The sequence below is a fragment of the Streptomyces sp. NPDC101118 genome, from assembly GCF_044759445.1.
Classification (GTDB): domain Bacteria; phylum Actinomycetota; class Actinomycetes; order Streptomycetales; family Streptomycetaceae; genus Streptomyces.
Map to the genome: position 1 here is coordinate 25,298 of NZ_JBIVZG010000031.1, position 18,028 is coordinate 43,325.

The 18,028-nt window shown below is 70.1% G+C and carries 21 protein-coding genes; 14 read left to right on the forward strand and 7 right to left on the reverse strand.

What is annotated here, in order from left to right; genetic code table 11:
* Positions 1 to 37: 37 nt before the first annotated feature.
* From hemW to lepA, 3 genes are all read right to left on the reverse strand, one after another.
* Positions 38 to 1,270, reverse strand: a complete 1,233-nt coding sequence (hemW, locus tag ACIQUQ_RS32945) for a radical SAM family heme chaperone HemW (protein ID WP_403983438.1) — start codon at positions 1,268 to 1,270, stop codon at positions 38 to 40.
* 77 nt (positions 1,271 to 1,347) lie between these two features.
* Positions 1,348 to 3,237 carry an AMP-dependent synthetase/ligase gene (locus ACIQUQ_RS32950; protein WP_403983440.1) on the reverse strand — a complete coding sequence of 630 codons (1,890 nt, stop codon included), beginning with the start codon at positions 3,235 to 3,237 and terminating at the stop codon, positions 1,348 to 1,350.
* A 196-nt stretch (positions 3,238 to 3,433) separates the two neighbouring features.
* Positions 3,434 to 5,299 carry a translation elongation factor 4 gene (gene lepA / locus ACIQUQ_RS32955; protein WP_403983442.1) on the reverse strand — a complete coding sequence of 622 codons (1,866 nt, stop codon included), beginning with the start codon at positions 5,297 to 5,299 and terminating at the stop codon, positions 3,434 to 3,436.
* Between the two features lie 184 nt (positions 5,300 to 5,483).
* Between lepA and rpsT the strand changes: the two genes are divergently transcribed.
* Entirely contained in the window at positions 5,484 to 5,750 is a 267-nt protein-coding gene (rpsT, locus tag ACIQUQ_RS32960; RefSeq protein WP_403673059.1) for a 30S ribosomal protein S20, read from the forward strand.
* A gap of 145 nt (positions 5,751 to 5,895) precedes the next feature.
* On the opposite strand, the gene ACIQUQ_RS32965 is transcribed toward rpsT, so the two are convergent.
* Entirely contained in the window at positions 5,896 to 7,143 is a 1,248-nt protein-coding gene (locus tag ACIQUQ_RS32965; RefSeq protein WP_403983444.1) for a tyrosine-type recombinase/integrase, read from the reverse strand.
* Positions 7,124 to 7,813, reverse strand: coding sequence for a helix-turn-helix domain-containing protein (locus ACIQUQ_RS32970; protein ID WP_403983446.1), 690 nt, complete (start codon positions 7,811 to 7,813; stop codon positions 7,124 to 7,126). The genes ACIQUQ_RS32965 and ACIQUQ_RS32970 overlap by 20 nt, the downstream gene beginning before the upstream one ends.
* A gap of 128 nt (positions 7,814 to 7,941) precedes the next feature.
* On the opposite strand from ACIQUQ_RS32970, the gene ACIQUQ_RS32975 reads away from it, so the two are divergent.
* The 13 genes from ACIQUQ_RS32975 to ACIQUQ_RS33035 all read left to right on the forward strand — a co-directional run bounded on the left by ACIQUQ_RS32975 (position 7,942) and on the right by ACIQUQ_RS33035 (position 16,660).
* Positions 7,942 to 8,148 (forward strand): helix-turn-helix transcriptional regulator, encoded by a 207-nt coding sequence (locus ACIQUQ_RS32975; RefSeq protein ID WP_403983448.1) that lies wholly within the window; start codon positions 7,942 to 7,944, stop codon positions 8,146 to 8,148.
* 125 nt (positions 8,149 to 8,273) lie between these two features.
* On the forward strand, positions 8,274 to 8,789 hold the full coding sequence (locus ACIQUQ_RS32980) for a hypothetical protein (RefSeq protein WP_403983450.1): 516 nt from the start codon (positions 8,274 to 8,276) through the stop codon (positions 8,787 to 8,789).
* Entirely contained in the window at positions 8,786 to 9,067 is a 282-nt protein-coding gene (locus ACIQUQ_RS32985) for a hypothetical protein (RefSeq protein ID WP_403983452.1), read from the forward strand. The genes ACIQUQ_RS32980 and ACIQUQ_RS32985 overlap by 4 nt, the downstream gene beginning before the upstream one ends.
* A gap of 2 nt (positions 9,068 to 9,069) precedes the next feature.
* Positions 9,070 to 11,622: a DUF3987 domain-containing protein gene (locus tag ACIQUQ_RS32990; protein ID WP_403983522.1), complete on the forward strand. Its 2,553-nt coding sequence runs from the start codon at positions 9,070 to 9,072 to the stop codon at positions 11,620 to 11,622.
* Positions 11,619 to 11,855 (forward strand): hypothetical protein, encoded by a 237-nt coding sequence (locus ACIQUQ_RS32995; protein ID WP_403983454.1) that lies wholly within the window; start codon positions 11,619 to 11,621, stop codon positions 11,853 to 11,855. The genes ACIQUQ_RS32990 and ACIQUQ_RS32995 overlap by 4 nt, the downstream gene beginning before the upstream one ends.
* A gap of 368 nt (positions 11,856 to 12,223) precedes the next feature.
* On the forward strand, positions 12,224 to 12,640 hold the full coding sequence (locus ACIQUQ_RS33000; protein ID WP_403983456.1) for a hypothetical protein: 417 nt from the start codon (positions 12,224 to 12,226) through the stop codon (positions 12,638 to 12,640).
* Positions 12,641 to 12,760: 120 nt separating this feature from the next.
* The gene (locus ACIQUQ_RS33005) at positions 12,761 to 13,363 is read left to right on the forward strand and encodes a hypothetical protein (RefSeq protein ID WP_403983458.1); all 603 of its coding nucleotides are present in this window, start codon (positions 12,761 to 12,763) and stop codon (positions 13,361 to 13,363) included.
* Positions 13,360 to 13,605 (forward strand): hypothetical protein, encoded by a 246-nt coding sequence (locus ACIQUQ_RS33010; RefSeq protein ID WP_403983460.1) that lies wholly within the window; start codon positions 13,360 to 13,362, stop codon positions 13,603 to 13,605. The genes ACIQUQ_RS33005 and ACIQUQ_RS33010 overlap by 4 nt, the downstream gene beginning before the upstream one ends.
* A gap of 137 nt (positions 13,606 to 13,742) precedes the next feature.
* Positions 13,743 to 14,462 carry a DUF6879 family protein gene (locus ACIQUQ_RS33015; RefSeq protein ID WP_403983462.1) on the forward strand — a complete coding sequence of 240 codons (720 nt, stop codon included), beginning with the start codon at positions 13,743 to 13,745 and terminating at the stop codon, positions 14,460 to 14,462.
* A gap of 30 nt (positions 14,463 to 14,492) precedes the next feature.
* A complete protein-coding gene (locus ACIQUQ_RS33020) occupies positions 14,493 to 15,329 on the forward strand; it encodes a helix-turn-helix domain-containing protein (protein WP_403983464.1) in 837 nt (278 codons plus the stop codon).
* Positions 15,330 to 15,449: 120 nt separating this feature from the next.
* Positions 15,450 to 15,644 carry a hypothetical protein gene (locus tag ACIQUQ_RS33025; RefSeq protein WP_403983466.1) on the forward strand — a complete coding sequence of 65 codons (195 nt, stop codon included), beginning with the start codon at positions 15,450 to 15,452 and terminating at the stop codon, positions 15,642 to 15,644.
* Positions 15,641 to 15,898 carry a hypothetical protein gene (locus tag ACIQUQ_RS33030; RefSeq protein ID WP_403983468.1) on the forward strand — a complete coding sequence of 86 codons (258 nt, stop codon included), beginning with the start codon at positions 15,641 to 15,643 and terminating at the stop codon, positions 15,896 to 15,898. Before ACIQUQ_RS33025 ends, ACIQUQ_RS33030 begins: the two co-directional genes overlap by 4 nt.
* Before the next feature lie 282 nt (positions 15,899 to 16,180).
* Entirely contained in the window at positions 16,181 to 16,660 is a 480-nt protein-coding gene (locus tag ACIQUQ_RS33035) for a hypothetical protein (protein ID WP_403983470.1), read from the forward strand.
* Between the two features lie 342 nt (positions 16,661 to 17,002).
* On the opposite strand, the gene ACIQUQ_RS33040 is transcribed toward ACIQUQ_RS33035, so the two are convergent.
* Positions 17,003 to 17,326 (reverse strand): hypothetical protein, encoded by a 324-nt coding sequence (locus ACIQUQ_RS33040; protein WP_403983472.1) that lies wholly within the window; start codon positions 17,324 to 17,326, stop codon positions 17,003 to 17,005.
* A 74-nt stretch (positions 17,327 to 17,400) separates the two neighbouring features.
* Positions 17,401 to 17,916 carry a hypothetical protein gene (locus ACIQUQ_RS33045; protein ID WP_403983474.1) on the reverse strand — a complete coding sequence of 172 codons (516 nt, stop codon included), beginning with the start codon at positions 17,914 to 17,916 and terminating at the stop codon, positions 17,401 to 17,403.
* Positions 17,917 to 18,028 lie beyond the last annotated feature (112 nt).

The following is an 18,028-nucleotide window of genomic DNA, read 5'->3' on the forward strand; positions in this document are numbered from 1 at the left end:
AACGCTGCCGTCGCTGCGAGCCGAGCCGGCGGCTCCTTCAGTCCACCAGGTCGCGGACCACCGCGTCCGCGAGGAGGCGGCCGCGCAGGGTCAGTACCGCGCGGCCGTTGGCGTACGGGCCGGGCTCCAGCAGGCCGTCGGCGAGTGCCCGGCCGGCGGCGGCGAGCCCGGCCGGGGCCAGCAGGTCCAGCGGGCAGCCGTCGGCCAGCCGGAGCTCCAGCAGGACGCGCTCCACGCGCCGGTCCTCGGCGGACAGCAGCTCGCGCCCGGCACCGGGGCTGCGGCCCTCGGCGAGGGCGGCGGCGTAGGCGCCGGGGTGCTTCACGTTCCACCAGCGGACGCCCCCGACGTGGCTGTGGGCGCCGGGGCCCGCGCCCCACCAGTCGGCGCCGCGCCAGTACAGCTCGTTGTGCAGGCACCGGCCGGCCTCGGAGGTGGCCCAGTTCGACACCTCGTACCAGTGGTAGCCGGCGCCGGAGAGCACCTCCTCGGCGATGAGGTACCGGTCGGCGTGCACGTCGTCGTCGGTCATCGGGACCTCGCCGCGGCGGATCCGGCGGGCCAGCTGGGTGCCCTCCTCGACGATCAGGGCGTACGCGCTGACGTGGTCGGGGCCGGCGCCGAGCGCGGCGTCCAGGGAGGCCCGCCAGTCGTCGTCGGACTCGCCGGGGGTGCCGTAGATGAGGTCGAGGTTGACGTGCTCGAACCCGGCGGCGCGCGCCTCGGCCACGCAGGCCTCGGGGCGGCCGGGGGTGTGGGTGCGGTCGAGCACCTTCAGGACGTGCTGCCGGGCGCTCTGCATGCCGAAGGAGATGCGGTTGAAGCCGCCCTCGCGCAGCTCGGCGAGGTACTCGGGGCCGACGGACTCGGGGTTGGCCTCGGTGGTGACCTCGGCGTCGGGGGCCAGGCCGAACTCGTCCCGGATCGCCGCGAGCATGCGGACGAGGTCGGCGGCGGGCAGCAGCGTGGGCGTACCGCCGCCGACGAAGACCGTGCGGACCTCGCGGGGGTCGTCCCCGAGCACCTTGCGGGCCAGGCGGACCTCGTCCGTCAGGGTGTCGGCGTAGTTCTCGCGGGAGGCGAGCACGCCGCCGGTGCCGCGCAGCTCGGTGGCGGTGTAGGTGTTGAAGTCGCAGTAGCCGCAGCGCGTGGCGCAGTACGGCACGTGCAGGTAGAAGCCGAGCGGGCGGTCGCCGGCGCCTTCCAGGGCATGCGGAGGCAGCGCCCCGTCGTCGGGCACGGGCTCACCATCGGGCAGTACGGAAGGCATGGGCCCATTGTCCCGTACCGCCCGACGGTGTCGGACGTGATGCCCGTCGCGCCCCGCTGCCGGGGCGCGGGTCCGGGTCAGGCCTCGCGGGAGCCCTCGTACATCTCGTCGATGAGGTGCTTGAACTCGCGCTCGACGACCGGCCGCTTCAGCTTGAGGCTGGGCGTGAGGTCGCCGTGCTCCACGTCCAGGTCGCGGGGCAGCAGCCGGAACTTCTTGATCGTCTGCCAGCGCTGGAGGCCCTCGTTGAGGGTCTGGACGTACGTCTCGACCAGGCGGTTCGTCTCGGGCGCGGCCACGACCTCGGCGTACGGCTTGCCCTCCATGCCGTGCTCGGCGGCCCAGCCGAGGATGGCGGCCTCGTCGAGGGCGATGAGGGCGGTGCAGAAGTTCCGGTCGGCGCCGTGGACGACGATGTTGGAGACGTAGGGGCAGATCGCCTTGAACTGGCCCTCGACCTCGGCCGGGGCGACGTACTTGCCGCCGGAGGTCTTGATCAGGTCCTTCTTGCGGTCGGTGATCCGCAGGTACCCGTCGGCCGAGAGCTCGCCGATGTCTCCGGTGTGGAACCAGCCGTCGGCCTCCAGGACCTCGGCGGTCTTCTCGGGCAGCCCGTGGTAGCCCTCCATGATGCCGGGGCCGCGCAGCAGGATCTCGCCGTCGTCGGCGATGCGGACCTCGGTGCCGGGGAGGGGCTTGCCGACCGTGCCGGTGCGGTAGGCCTCGCCGGGGTTGACGAAGGACGCGGCGCTGGACTCCGTCAGGCCGTAGCCCTCCAGGATGTGGATGCCGGCGCCGGCGAAGAAGTAGCCGATCTCGGGGGCGAGGGCGGCGGAGCCCGAGACGCAGGCGCGCAGGTTGCCGCCGAAGGCTTCGCGGAGCTTGCCGTAGACGAGCTTGTCGGCGATGGCGTGCTTGGCGGAGAGGCCGAAGGGCGCGGTCGCGTTGCCGGTGCGGCGGAAGTTGTCCTGGGTGACCTTCGCGTACTCGCGGGCGACCTCGGCGGCCCACAGGAAGATCTTGTACTTGGCGCCGCCGGCGGCGCGGGCCTTGGCGGCGACGCCGTTGTAGACCTTCTCGAAGATGCGCGGGACGGCGGCCATGTAGGTGGGCTGCACGACCGGCAGGTTCTCGATGATCTTGTCGATGCGGCCGTCGACGGCGGTGACGTGGCCGACCTCGATCTGGCCCGAGGTGAGGACCTTACCGAACACGTGGGCCAGCGGCAGCCACAGGTACTGGACGTCGTCGGCGGTGATCAGGCCGGTGGCGACGGTGGCCTTGGCCATGTACGACCAGTTGTCGTGCGGCAGCCGTACGCCCTTGGGGCGGCCGGTGGTGCCGGAGGTGTAGATCAGGGTGGCGAGCTGGTCGGCGGTGATCGCCGCGATCCGCTCCTTGATGGCCTCGGGGTGCTCGGCCAGGTGGGCGTTGCCGCGCTCCTCCAGCTCGGCGAGGGAGAGCACCCAGCCCTCGGGGTCGCCCTCGGCCGGGACGGCGTCGTCGGCGTTGAGGACCACGACGTGGTGGAGGCCGGGCAGGTCCTTGCGGTGCTCCCGGGCCTTGGCCAGCTGGGCGCCGTCCTCGGCGATGAGCACCCGGCTGTCGGAGTCCGAGAGGATGAACGCCGACTCCTCGCCATTGGTGCTCGGGTAGATCGTGGTGGTCGCGGCGCCGGCGCACATCACGCCGAGGTCGGCGAGGATCCACTCGACGCGGGTGTTGGAGGCGAGGGCGACGCGCTGGACCGGCTCGACGCCGAGGGCGATGAGACCGGCCGCGATGGCGAAGACCCGGTCGGCCGCCTGTCCCCAGCTGAGCGACTTCCACTCGTCCGGCCCCTGGCCCGAGGCCGCCGGGACGGGATAGCGGTAGGCCTCCCCGTCGGGCGTGGCGGCGACGCGCTCAAGGAAGACGGACGCCACGGTGGGCGGGCGATTCTCGATCAAGGACTTTGTGTCGCTCACGACATCCTCCGGACCGGTCCACGCGGAGTTGCGTGGGAGCGTGGGGACTGGCGGGTTTTTGTAACTGGCGAGTAACCATCGAGCAGTGATCAGAGTAGAGGCCGCCCGGCCGGGGCGTAAGAGCTGGCGTGCGGCCGGTTCATAACGAAACGGGCCCCCGCGCGTCTGCGCGGGGGCCCGTTTTCGGACAACGTGGTTACTTCTTCTTCGCGCCGGACTCGTCGCTGGACAGCACCGCGATGAAGGCCTCCTGCGGGACCTCCACGGAGCCGACCATCTTCATCCGCTTCTTGCCTTCCTTCTGCTTCTCCAGCAGCTTCCGCTTACGGGAGATGTCACCGCCGTAGCACTTGGCGAGGACGTCCTTGCGGATGGCGCGGATCGTCTCGCGGGCGATGACCCGGGAGCCGATGGCGGCCTGGACGGGCACCTCGAAGGCCTGCCGCGGGATGAGCTCGCGCAGCTTGGCGACCAGGCGCACGCCGTACGCGTAGGCCGCGTCCTTGTGGGTGATCGCGGAGAAGGCGTCGACCTTGTCGCCGTGCAGCAGGATGTCGACCTTGACCAGGCTGGAGGCCTGCTCGCCGGTGGGCTCGTAGTCGAGGGAGGCGTAGCCGCGGGTCTTGGACTTCAGCTGGTCGAAGAAGTCGAAGACGATCTCGGCGAGCGGGAGGGTGTAGCGGATCTCGACACGGTCCTCGGAGAGGTAGTCCATGCCGAGGAGGGTGCCGCGGCGGGTCTGGCACAGCTCCATGATCGAGCCGATGAACTCGGTGGGCGCGAGGATCGTGGCGCGCACGACCGGCTCGTACACCTCGGAGATCTTGCCCTCGGGGAACTCGCTCGGGTTGGTGACCGTGACCTCCTTGCCGTCCTCCAGGACGACCCGGTAGACCACGTTCGGCGCGGTGGCGATCAGGTCGAGGCCGAACTCGCGCTCCAGGCGCTCGCGGATCACGTCGAGGTGGAGCAGGCCGAGGAAGCCGACGCGGAAGCCGAAGCCGAGTGCGGCGGAGGTCTCCGGCTCGTACACCAGGGCGGCGTCGTTGAGCTGGAGCTTGTCGAGGGCCTCGCGGAGGTCCGGGTAGTCCGAGCCGTCCAGCGGGTACAGGCCCGAGAAGACCATGGGCTTCGGGTCCTTGTAGCCGCCGAGGGCCTCGGTGGCGCCGCCCGTCATCTGGGTGATCGTGTCACCGACCTTGGACTGGCGGACGTCCTTCACACCGGTGATCAGGTAGCCCACCTCGCCGACGCCGAGGCCGTCGGCGGCCAGCATCTCGGGCGAGTTCGTGCCGATCTCCAGCAGCTCGTGCGTGGCGCCGGTGGACATCATCCGGATGCGCTCGCGCTTGTTGAGCTTGCCGTCGACCACACGGACGTACGTGACGACACCGCGGTACGAGTCGTATACGGAGTCGAAGATCATCGCGCGGGCGGGGGCGTCGGCCACGCCGACGGGCGCCGGGACGGTCTGCACGACGCGGTCGAGCAGGGTGTCCACGCCGACACCGGTCTTGGCGGAGACCCGCAGGACGTCGCTCGGGTCACAGCCGACCAGGTTCGCCAGCTCCTCGGCGAACTTCTCCGGCTGGGCGGCCGGCAGGTCGATCTTGTTGAGGACCGGGACGATCGCGAGGTCGTTCTCCATCGCCAGGTACAGGTTGGCGAGGGTCTGGGCCTCGATGCCCTGGGCCGCGTCCACGAGCAGGATCGTGCCCTCGCAGGCCGCGAGGGAACGGGACACCTCGTACGTGAAGTCCACGTGGCCCGGGGTGTCGATCATGTTCAGGATGTGCGTCTTCCCCGCACCCTCGCCCGTCGTCGGTGCCCACGGCAGACGGACGGCCTGGGACTTGATGGTGATGCCGCGCTCACGCTCGATGTCCATGCGGTCGAGGTACTGGGCGCGCATCTGCCGCTGGTCGACGACACCGGTCAGCTGGAGCATCCGGTCGGCGAGGGTCGACTTGCCGTGGTCGATGTGCGCGATGATGCAGAAATTGCGGATCAGCGCCGGGTCGGTACGGCTCGGCTCGGGCACGTTGCTGGGGGTCGCGGGCACCTAGTGTCCTGATTCTCGGGTGGAAGTCGGATCGATACGCAGGTACCCATGGTCCCACGCCCGCGCGAGTGCGCTCGGTTTGGGCCGCCCGAACGGCAGCTGATATCGTGGACAGCTGTGTCTCGTCTGCCCTCTCAGCGGCGGGACGCTTCCGAAGAAACTCTGAACCTGAAAAGGCTCTTTCGTGGCGAACATCAAGTCCCAGATCAAGCGGAACAAGACGAACGAGAAGGCGCGCCTGCGCAACAAGTCCGTCAAGTCCGAGCTGCGCACCTACATCCGCAAGGCCAACGAGGCCGTCGTCGCCGGCGACGCCGAGAAGGCCACCGCTGCCGCCCGTGCCGCGTCGCGGAAGCTGGACAAGGCTGTCTCGAAGGGTGTCATCCACAAGAACGCCGCCGCCAACAAGAAGTCGGCGCTGGCCTCCAAGGTTGCCTCCCTCCAGGGCTGAGCACTCTGATGTGATCGCCGGAAGGGACCAAGCGGGCCCTCTCATCCGCTCCTGACCGGCAACCCCGCGCCGCACGCGGCCTGCGTTCGCCACGCGGGTGCGGCGCACCAGCTTCACAGCTAAACACCTGGTCATAGGCCAGTTGCTACTGCCCGTCCGGTTCCCCACCGGGCGGGCAGTACGCATTTTGTACACGTGGCTCGGACGGCTTGCCCGCACCTCGGGTGGCGAGTGCGGACGCGCGTCCGGCATCGAGGGCGTCAGCGACCTCGTCCAAGCGGTCCGGGAACAGGTGCCCGTAGACGTCCAGCGTCATCGCCGCCGACTTGTGCCCTAGCATCGTCTGGACGACCTTCACGTCCGCTCCGGACGCGATGGCCAGCGACGCCGCCGTGTGGCGAAGCTTGTGCGGCGTGATGCCCAGGCCGCCCAAGCCAGCCGCCTTCACAGCCGCATCGAACTCGGGCCGCCACGTCCCGTACCTCAGGTGGGTGCCGTCGGCGCCGGTAAACAGCAGCTCGTCGGCCGGCCGCCCCACGGTGAGCGGCCGCACCACCTCGACCAGCGACCGCAGCAGCGGAACCGACCGCTTCTCGTGGTTCTTCACCGGCCCCAGACGCATGCCGCCCTTAACCCGCGTGTGCGCCTGCACGATGCGCAGGCGGCGCGCGTCGAGCTGCACCCTGCCCGCCTTGAGCGCGGTTGCCTCGCTCCAGCGGATCCCGCAGTAACCCAGCACCAGGATCAGCGTGCGCTGCTCCCCTGCCGCGTCTGCCAGGTCCGCCAGCTGCTCGTGGGTGAGGTAGACGTGATCGTCGTCATCGTCCGCCTTCGTCAGCTCGTGACCGGCGAAGGGGTTCAGGTGGATCCGGCCGGCCATCACAGCACGCTTCATGACCATGCTGCCGACGAGGTGTGTCTTCTCGATCCGGGCGGCACTGAGCGGCTTGCCGCGCCTCCCGGGCTGATCGCCCAACTCGGTCAGCCAGGCGGAGACGTCTTCCCACCGGATCGCCGAGACCTGCCAGGCTCCCCACTTCGGGACCACGTAGAGGTCGAGGAGCTCCCGGTAGTCGTTCCGCGTCCGTTCCGATGGCTTCCGCAGGGCTCCGTGCCACTCCTCCGCCACCTCGGAGAACAGGATCTTGCCCTGCTTCGGGTCGCGGTACGTGCCCTTGTCGAGGCGCTCCTCAACAGCGCGCTTCTCGGCTTCCGCCTGCGGCAGCTTCGGAAAGGTCAGCGCCTTCGGCTTACCGTCAGGGCCGTACCACCGGACACGCCACCGGCCAGGAGCGGCGCGCTTGCTGCCGGCCTTCTTGGCCTCGTTCCATGCTCCCAGTGCCTTTCGGTAGTCCGCGTGGTTAGCCCGGTCCTCAATCCAGACCCTGGCCATGCGACTCCTCCCTGCCCGCATCCCGACGCTCAGCACGAAGCTGCTCCAGCCCTCGAACCAGCTCGGCGTATTCGGCCTCCATCCGATCAAGCTCGATGTTCAGCCGATCTTGGGAGGCTCGCGCGGCCGCCATCCTGTTCGCGAACTCCTCCGGGTGGCTCGACATCGTGAACTGGGAGATCTCAACCGCCCGGCCCACGTCCGCAAGGACCAGCTCTGCGGCGCGACCAGCCGGCCGACGCCGCACGTAACGATCCCGCTTGGACTGGCTCAGCAGCTCGTACTGCTCCTGCTGCTCCTGGTCCGGCTGACCGTCCATGTCGGGAGACATGGCACGTTCGCCTTTCACCCAACTCCACGCGGCCGACAGCCTGGTCACCAGCTTGCTGGTAAGCCGTACGTACGTGTCGCCGACCTCGGGCTGCGGCAGCAGGAGCACCAAGGGGCTCACGTTCAGCGCGAGTGCGAGCGCCACCAAATCATCGGCGTCAACACGCCTCATTCCGGCCTCAATGCGTGAGATCCCCAGGGGTGGGATCGACCGTCCGAGCTCCCCCACTTTCTCGGACAGCTCCCTCTTGGTCAGCCCTCGGGCGACGCGGAGGTGCTCGACGGCGACCTGCACGTGACTGCCGATGGGGCCGAGCGGGTTCTTCTTCTCGTCTGCCACAGGTCCAGCGTGGCATCGAAATGATGCGCGCGCAATCCTTCTTGCTCTCTCTGCGTCCGCGGCTCTACTCTTCGATGTGTGCACACATCGTTTCGATGTCTCTGCATATCGAAAGGGAAGCCATGCCCATGCACAGCAAGGAAGCCCCGGCCCCCCTCCTCACCCCGGCCCAGGTGAGCGACTGGACGCAGTTGGAAGAGCAGACGCTCGCCAACATGCGCTGGCGTGGCACGGGGCCGGCGTACATCAAGCTCGGCACCGGACGCAGCGCGCCGGTCCGCTACCGCCGATGCGATGTCGAGCGCTGGCTCACAGCACAGACCATCGCGGCATGAAAAGGGCCCCCAGCAGGTGCGCCAACACCACCGGGGGCCAGGAAGCACCGCCGTCCAATCCAGAACAGCCGAACGGCCGCGCGGGAGTACCAGTCCCGTATGCGCGGCCGTGAAGGAGCTTCACGATGAAGACTGCCACGACCGTCCCCACCACCGCCAGTACGCTCGTCAGGCTCAGGGACACGCCGGACCCGTGCGACGCGGACCAGCGGGCCGTGAACCCGGCCGCCGCAGCGCTCGCCGCGCTGTCGCCCGCCCTCAACCCGCGCGCCGTGTATGTCCTCGGACAGATCGAGGCCGTCAAGCAGGATGCCGAACCGCCCGTGTGCGTCGTCTTCGACCGCATTGGCTCGCTGATCCGCGAGACGGGCGACGCAGACGCGGTCCTCGATTTCGCCCTCGCCGCGGTCGCCCGGCCGGCGAACTCCGCAGCCGAGGCCGTGATCGACACTACCGAGGGGAAGCGTCCCGGCGCCGAGCGATCCGTCGCCTACTGGGAGACTGCCGAACTCGACGCTGGAATCCTGGTGGTCTTCAAGCGGTACGGCGACCACACGCGTGTCGCCTACGACCCCGCGCAGGTCAGCCGCGTCGAGGCCGAGGGCCTCATTCGTGCTTACTGCCCGACGGCGTCCCGGTGAGCAGCCGCACCCCCAGCCGGACCCCCGGCGCCCACCAGGCGCCGGGGACGCCCGACGTGCTTCCCGGCCGTTGGCCGGCCTGCCCGTACTCCGACGCCGCTCTCATCCGGGCGCGTGCAGAGCGGGCCCGCCGCGTACTGACCTTCGGCTCCATCAGGGCCGACCTCGAAGACCAGCCTTCCGCGCGCGCCGTCCGCGTTGCTGCGCGCCGCTGGGTCGCCGATCTCCTCGCCCTGGCCGAGGACGTCGCGACGGAGAAGACGGAGACCGCACGTTGACCATGCACGTTCCGGTGTCGGCCGCGGCCGGCACCCCCCTGGCCGGGGCCCTTTGGCTGACACAACGCCACTTCGCCGTGTTCCCCGCGGACCACCCCGAGTTGACACGCTGCGCCGGGATCGGCCGCGGGCACGACCCCGAGACCTGCACCGACCGAGGCAAGCACCCGGCGGAGCCGTTCACGCGGGCGACCGTCCGCACCGACGAGCAGGTCCGTCGGCTCTTCGGGCAGGAGGTCCGCAACGTCGGCGTCTACGTCGGCGGGTGCGTCCGCCCGGACGGGGCGCAGCTCCTGGTGATCGACAGCGACCGGTCTCGGGCCCTTGAGGACACGGCCGAAGCGTTCGGCTACCAGCACACGCCGACCATGCGGGTCCACACGGCCAAGGGGCACCACGACTACTACTGGGCGCCGGCCACGGCCAGGCTGGGCAACGGGCTCGGCGCGCTCAAGGGCCGCTTCGACGGGGACGTGAGGGCCGGAAATGCCTACGTCATCAGCGTGGGCTCCCTCCACCACACCGGGGTCGTCTACACACTGGAGGACGCCGAGCGGCCGCCGGTGGATGCGCCCGCGTGGCTGCTCGACGCGCTTCAGGCGCGCCCGCCCGCGCCGTCCCTGCCTCCCGGGGCCGTGGTCATCCCAAGCGATCGGCACGACGCGTACACCCGCCGCGCTGTGCAGGCCGAATGCGACTCGATCACGAGCGCCCCGGAGGGCGACCAGAACAACACGATCAACACCGCGGCATACAGCCTCGGCACCCTCGTGGGCGCCGGCGCGCTCACCGAGGACGAGGCCCGTGACCACCTCCTCGCCGCGGCCCGCGCAGGCAACCACCCCGAGGGCCGTGCCCTGGCCACGATCGCGTCCGGGCTACGCGCTGGCATGGCTCAGCCACGGCACCCGTGGCCCCCAATCGCCCGCGCCAACACCCGGAACGACTTCACCGGACTGGTGCCCCCACAATCGCGTCCCACAAATCCCAGAAACCGGGGTGACGTCCACCAAGTGAGCGCAGCAAGCAGTTCTGGGATTTCTGGGACGCGCATCGAGGTGCCGGAGTGGGACGAGCCAGTGTCGTTGGCCAGCCCGCCGGTGCCTGAGTTCCCCACGTCGCTCCTGGGTGGTCTCGGCGAGTTCGTCACAGCCGCAGCGGCGTCCCTTCAGGTTCCGGTGGACCTGGTCGCCTTTGCCGCGCTGGCCACTATCTCGACGGCGACCGGGGGCCGCCGCCGCATCCAGGTCAAGGCCGACTGGCAGGAGTCCACCGCCCTGTACTTGGCCGCGCTCGCCGACTCCAGCGAGAAGAAGACTCCGGCGCTGAACACCGCCGCGGCGCCTCTGCGGGCGGTCGAGGACGAGCTGATCGAGCGCGCCCGACCCGAGGTCGAAGCCACCGCGCAGGAGATCCGCATCACCACGGCCCGCATGAGCAAGGCGGAGCAGAACGCCGCCAACGCCGTGCCGGACAAGCGCCAGGAGGCCGAGGCGGACGCCGAGGCGGCGCGCGTGAAGCTCTTGGAGCTCGGCGACACCCCGGAGCTGCCCCGGCTCCTGGTCCGCGACATCACCCTCGAAGCGCTCGCCAAGCGCATGTACGAGCAGGGCGGCCGTATCGGCTCTCTCGCCTCCGAGGGCGGGCTCTTCAAGGTCGCGGCTGGCCTGTACGGCAGCAACGGCAAGGCCAACACCGATCTGCTGCTGGAGGCCTACACAGGCGGGCCGTACACCATCGACCGCACCGGCCGCCCCTCTGCGAGGATGCCCCACACGTTTCTCGCACTCGGCCTGATCGTGCAGCCCGGGATCATCTCCGGGCTGGAGAAGCAGAACCCCGAGTTTCGCCAGTCCGGGCTCCTGGGCCGCTTCCTGTACGCCAAGCCCGTTCCCACCGAAGAGGACACCTTCGACTCGCCGCCCATCCCTCAGCACATCGCCAACGACTACGACCGCCGCATCCGCGACCTCGTCCAGCGGGTGTGGGCCTGTCCCGACATCCTCACAATGGAGTTGTCGGCGCCGGCCCGGCAGGCCTTCGCCGCGTTCTACGACGCGTTCGCCAAGCGCAGGAAGCCCGCAGGCGACCTTCACGACCTGGCCGACTGGGCCGGCAAGCTACGCGGCCAGCTCATCCGCATCGCCGCGTGCCTCACCCTCTACGAAGACCCAGGCGCTCGCGAGATCAGCCACCAGCGCGTCCTCGACGTCCTGGCGCTGGCCCCGTACTTCATCGCTCACGCCCGAGCGGTGTTCGACCTCATGGGCAAGAATCGCGAAGGTGCCGTCAAGCCGCTCCGCGACGTCGTCACGTGGCTCCGAACCCGCCCGTCCCCCACGGCACCGTTCTCCGCGCGCGACGCCTGGCAGGCCCTCAAGGGACGCGAGTGGGCGACCGAGATGGACGTCATGAACGACGTCCTGTTGCAGCTGGAGGAGTACGGCTGGATCGCCCTCGCCCCCTCCCCGGAGACCGTGCGCCGCGGCCGCAAGCCCTCTCCCCGCTTCGACGTCCACCCCCTGATTCACGCCGACACGAGGAGTCCGCTGTGACCATCACCCACAGCACGTTCGTTGCGGGCGACAGGCACCTGATCGCACGCATGGTCACCAACTACACGTGCGGCCACTGCACCGGAGAAGTCGCGTACTTGGCCACCGTCGGCGAGACCCTGCACGCAGGCATCGAGCACGACGACGGGTGCCCGGTCCTCGCAGGCACCCTGCCCGCATCGCCTGACATGGTTCGCGCCGCCAGCATCCCGGACACCTTCCGGTCCTGGTGACGAAGGCGCGCATCCGGTTCCACCCTCTCCCGCGCGCATGACGAGACAGCCCGCAATCGCTCGGGCAATCCACGGGGAGAGAGACGGAAGACTGGGCGCGGGGTCCCCCAATGATCAACGCCGAAAAAAATCGTCACCCCAGGTCAACGCGTCTTTTTTGGGGTGATCTTCTTCCCAGCCCCGCGTCCAGCTTTCCTTTTTCTCTCCGAGGCCCAAATCCCAACGGTTGATCTTGAAGGAGGATCCATGTCGAGGAAACCGACCGTGCCGTGCGCGATGTGCGGCCGACTGCTGTGGAGCGGCCGCGGCTCCCTGCCCGCGGGGCAACGGGTGTGCCAGCCCTGCCGCCGCAAGCGCAGAGCGCGCCCGTGACCGCGCCGGAGTACGTACACGGCGCTCTGATTCACGGGGTCAGCGCCCACGTCTTCGACCGGGTGCTGCGCTCGCCGAACGTTGCGCGGCTCCTGGACGAGTTGCCGGCCTGGATGCGGCCGGAGGTGGATGGTGCGCGGCGGGCGATCCGGCTGGCTGCGCAGGAGTACGAGGGACTGCCCGTTGCCGTGGACGGCAGTGCGGCAACGCAGGCTGCGGCACTCGGGCCACTCTCTCCCCATGAGATCGACACATACCAGGCGAGCGTCCTGCTCGGCCTCGGGGAGCGGCGGGTACGGCAGCTGGCGGCTGGCGGGATGGGTCGCCGGGTCGGCGGCCGCTGGCTGCTGGACCGGTCCGCTGTTCTCGCGTACGCGGAGCACCGCCGGGGGCACGCCGATCTCTCAGCCTGAGCAGCGTTGCCCGGCAGATCGCCCGGGGACGCGGCCGACGGCGTACCTGGCAGATGTCCCGGGGCGTGACGTGGCCGAGCGAGGGCGCCGCCCCGTCGTATCCAGCGGCGAGGAGCGGTGATGGCAAGTTCGGAAGAAGTGGCCTGGCAGTTGTACGCGGGCCTGGAGCAGAGGGACCGCCGGGCGGTGGACGCGTGGCGGTCCCTGGGGAACGACCTCGTGACTTCCCTGATGAACTCCCGGGCCCTCGGCAGCGCCAGGCCTCTGCGCGTTCCGGCGGACGATGTCGTCGACTGGCAGCGTCGGCAGCTCGGCACGGACCCGGATCTCGTCCTGGCACGGACTGCCGAGCACGAGGCCGCGCACGTGGTCGTTGCCTGGGCGCTCGGCCTGCACGTGGCCAAGGTGTCCATCGGCGAGAACGGCCGGGACGGCGTTACGACGTACGAGGCTGCCGGCCGGGATGAGACTGCCGCGGTTGCCGCGGCCGCCGAGGTGTGGTTCACCGAATTCCGAGCCCTGGCCTATCCCCGGGGTGATGCGGACGGCTGTCGGGACGACATGCGGCTCCTCGTCCGGAGCACCGATGGGGACCACGACATCCACCGGGCCCGCCGCCGGGCACGGCTCATCCTCGGCGAGCGACGAGACGAGGTCCTCGCCCTGGCCGCCCGGCTTGGCCGTGAGCGGCACATCACCTTCGAGAAGGGACACACGTCATGACGGAGATCTCCGGGAGCGCGCTGGCCAGCCTGGCGGAGGGCGCGGACATGGACCTCGACACCGTCCGGTCGCTTGCCGCCAACGGGAGTCTGGAGGTCGCCGTGTACCGGTACCAGCGGCTCCGGGCGGCCGCCCGCGATCGGCGGATGGTCGGCGCGCAGGCACGCGCCCGGTTCGGCGGCCCGCGAACCCTCACCCCGCACCAGGCCAAGGTGGAGCTGCTCAGGCGACGCGCAGCCTGACCCCATTGGCCACGGCGCCCGGTTCCTCACCTGAGGACGCCGGGCGCCGCGCTGTTGCCCGCGTGCGCTCTGTCGCACCTGCGGGCATGTGGCTACGGTGCGATCGACACAGACCGTGCGCACGGATGGGGGACCTCATGGCCCGACGACTGCTGAAGGTCGGTACGAACAGCGGGAACAACGGATGCCCAACGCTGTACGAAGATCCCGCCACTGGGGACTACGTCGTGCAGGGCACCCGCGTGGATGACCCCGCCGAGTTGGACCAGCTCGACCACCTGACCGCCGACGAGGGGGCCGTTACCGTGCCGCGCGAACTCCTGGCGAACTTCGGCCCCAAGGAGGCCGTGCACGTGCCGCAGTTCATCACCTTCGAAGAGTTCGACGGGATGTTCACCAGCCTCGCGCATTGTGCGTGGCGCCTTGAGACGCGCCGACGGTACGCCTCGGACGAGGACACCGACACCTACCGCCAGTTCGCTGCTGGCCAGCCGGTCGAGTGGGACCTCAACGACCCATGGTGCATGGAGCGCCGGGAACAGGTCGCACTCGGCAAGCGGTTCGAGCGCGTGCGCATCCTTGACGAACCCGCCACGGAAGGACAGCGGTACCTCCTGGACAACGCCCGCCGGAACAGGGCAGTCGGTGAGGACATCCGCACGCTGACCCGAGTGGAAGCGGAACTCCTCGGCCTCCCCATGGAAGACTTCTGGATCTTCGACGCGCGGGTGGTGGCGCTCCTGCATTTCGACACCGGGGACCGCATGATCGGCGTTGAGCTGGTCACGAACCCCGTGGACGTACTGCGGTACTGCCAGGCCAGGGAAGCAGCCTGGCATCATGCGACCGCCGGATAGAGCGTGACGAGAGCCGGTACCGTCCCAAGGGTGAGCACCGATTTCCAGCAGTCGCGGGTGGCCCTCGGCGCTCGGCTCCGGGAGCTGCGCGGCGAGGCCACCGGTCGTGACTTGGCGGCCCGGCTGGGCTGGCCGCAGTCGAAGGTGTCCAAGCTGGAGACCGGCCGGCAGACGGCCACCCCGGCCGACCTCGATGCTTGGGCCGCGGCCACCGGCCACCCCGAGTCCGGCGAGGAGCTGCGGGCCCGCCTGCAAGGGCTGGAGTCCCGTACCCGGTCGTGGCGCCGCCAACTGCGCGCCGGGCACCGGCCGGTGCAGGATGCCCTCACGGTGGAGTACGAGCGCTCCGCTCACCTGCGTGCCTGGGAAGGCGCCATGGTCGTGGGACTGCTCCAGACCGCCGACTATGCTCGGCACGTCTTCACCCGGTACGCCGACCTGCACCAGTCCGTGAGGGACATTGAAGACGCGGTGCGGGCGCGTATGCGGCGCCAGGAGATTCTGTACCAGCCAGGGCGCCGGTTCGACATCGTCATGTGGGAAGCAGCCCTGCACGCGGGCGTGTGTCCGCCCGTGGTCCTTGCGGCCCAACTCGACCGCCTTGCAGGGGTGGTGGGGCTGGATACCGTACGGCTGGGCATCGTCCCGCTCGGTGCGCCGGTCCCGATCCCGCCGGCGAACGGGTTCTGGATGTACGACGACCGCTTGGTCATCGCGGAGGACTGGCATGCCGAGCTGTGGCTCAACGATCCGGACAGCATCGGCACGTACACCCGCGTGTGGGCGGCCCTGGAGTCCGCTGCCGTGTACGGCCCGGCCGCACACCGGTTGATCGCAGGGGCGCGGACGCACCTGCACGCCGCGTGAGAACCACCGGGAATTTCGGGCGCGCACCCGAGAATCACTGAGAATCACGCATGCCCGCGATTCTCGCCTGCTGCCAACCTGCTGCCATCAACCGCTGATGACGGTAGGGAGCACCGCGGCATGGACGCCCACGCGATGACCTTCAACCACGTCGACCACCCGCTCCTGAAGGAGCGCGTCGTCGACACCCACTCGCTCCGCGAGGGCGTCCTGGAGGCCGTCCTGGTTGAGGACGGAAAGCGGGTGGCGTACATCCGCGGCGACGACCACCTGGAATTCGACGCCCCGATCGAGGCCGTGAGGGCCGCCCAGTGAGCGGGTGGCGGAGCCTGGCCCAGATGGAGGCCGAGGCCGCGAACCTTCACGTGACGGGCCTCGGCCTGGACGTCCGCCCGTCGCTGGCCCATCCCGGGGGCGTCTGCCGCGCCACCAAGGTGCCGTGCCCGCTCTGCCGCCGGCCGGGCAGACTCGAACAGCGGTGGGGCTCCCACCTCGTCTACTGCACCCCGTGCCAGCACGGGTTCGGCATCTGGCACGACCCGGTGCGCTGCTGGCAGCAGGTCCGGTAGAGCCGTGCGCATCTGCTGCTACTGCCAGCGCACGATCCGGGGCGAGGCCCGTGTGAGGACGCCGGACTCGGCGTCCGGCGCCCGCCCGGACGTGTACGCCCACCCGACGGGCGACCCGACGTGTCGGCCGATGACCAGCCAGGACCCGGCCGACTCCCACTGATCTCCGGTCCTCCCGTGACGCCGACCGGGAGGGCCGGGCGACACCCCGCTCCGGCCGCGCATCTGCCAGGACCACGACCGGAGCGGGCCACACCACCAGGCCCAACTATTGGAGGACCGATGGCAACTCCCACTATCCCGGAAACGTCCGCCCGTCAGCTGCTCTCTGCCGAGGGCTTCCGCCGCGTCGTCCACCTCGTGATGCGCGACAACGACGGCGTTGATGAACCGCTGGCGGTGCGGATCGTGGACGAGGCGATCAAGTTCGTCGCGGCGGCCGCGACGACCACGGGCCGGCACCTGCGCCCGTCCAAGACCGTTGACATGGGCTGGCACGCGCTCATCCTCCACACCGCGATGTACCGCTCGCTGTGCGCGTCGCTCGGCCGGTTCGTGGACCACCGGCCCGAGGGCCCGGAGACGCTCCGCCGCGACGCTGACACGCTCGACCTCACCATGGCCGCGATCCGCGACGCCGGTTACGAGCCGGACGCCTACCTGTGGGGGCCGCTGGCCGACGCAGAGATCCACGCGGGCGACTGCATGCACAGCGAGTGCACCGAGGGCGGATCGGCCTGCACTGCGCCGCCGGCCGCCTAGAACGCTGCCGTGCCCGACTCCGCTTCGCTACAGTCGACTGCATTCCGTGAGGAAGGACGTTGCGGTGAGCAATCCCGGAGAGAGCTGGGTAGACCCGCGGCTGAGTGCCGTCGTAGCGAGCTGGGCCACGACCCGAGTTGAGCGACGCCGCGGAAGGAGGCCCCGACGGGTCTGTCCGCACGGGCTCGGAGTGACCCTCATGGTCGACCCGGTGAACCGCACGCCCCTGAACGTCGCGTGCGGAGCGTGCAGCCCGTCTGACGGCTGAGCAGTGAAGCGCCAACGGCTCCCGACGCGTACAACCCGCGCCGGGAGCCGTTTTGCAACTCGATGCAACGCCGGTCAAGCGCCGGGCTGGGACTCCTCCGTGCGCACCGGGTGGTAGGTGCACATAACCCCTTCTGGGGACCGGACCACTCTCGCGATCTCGCCCGTCTCACCTGCGAATTCGTCGCCGAGAGGGGCGGCCGCTTCCTGTGGGGGAGTGGCGGACGAATCGGACAGCTGCCAAGCGGCCAGGCACCACACGACCGGCACGGCGTAGATCAGGTGGGGGCCACGCTCCAGCACCTTGCCGGCGAAGGCGAGGACCGGCACCGGCACGGCCAGGCGCACCAGGAGCGCGCCCGTGGTGTGGACGTCGAACCAGCGGGAGGGCAGTTCCACCAGCAGGCCGGTCCCACGAGCGAGGCGTCGCCCCGCGTCCGCCCGAGCGTCCTTCCTCGCCTGGCGGGCCGCAGTCACAGCAGGCCTGCCACGTAGTCGCCGGCGGTGGAGACGACCGGCGAGAGGACGTAACCCGCGGCCCCGGCGACACCCGAGGCCAGGCCGAGGCTGATCCCGGACAGCAGCGCCCGAACCACCATCCAGTTGATGCCGCGCCGCTTGGTCCACAAAGCGATCAGGGCCACGGTGGCGATGATGACGACCGCGTGCCCGCCGTCGGACAACACCAGGTGCGAAGCGCGGGTGACGGTGGGAGTGCCGCCGCCGACACCGTAGGCGAGAGCGGCGTCCCCGATGGCCGAGGAGCCCCACAGGCTCCAGTCGGCCCCGGCACCGAGGAGTCCGCCGGCGGACAGCACCAGCAGCATGCCGTACAGCCAGACGATCAGGAACGGTGCCAGCTTCAGCAGCTGCTTGGGCTTGCCGGCGCTCTTCAGGCCCGGCCACCAGCGGGTGACCTCCCAAGCGAGCAGGGACAGGCCGACCGTGACGCCGCCGAGCGAGACGATCCCGTACGTGGGGAAGTTCATGAGGGTCCTCACGGGAGGAGAGCCGCGCCGAGCGCGGCGAGCAGGACGATGAAGGCGCACGTGCCGAGGGCAGGCGCGGCGTAGAGGCCGCGGCCGCGGGGCGGGCCCGCGA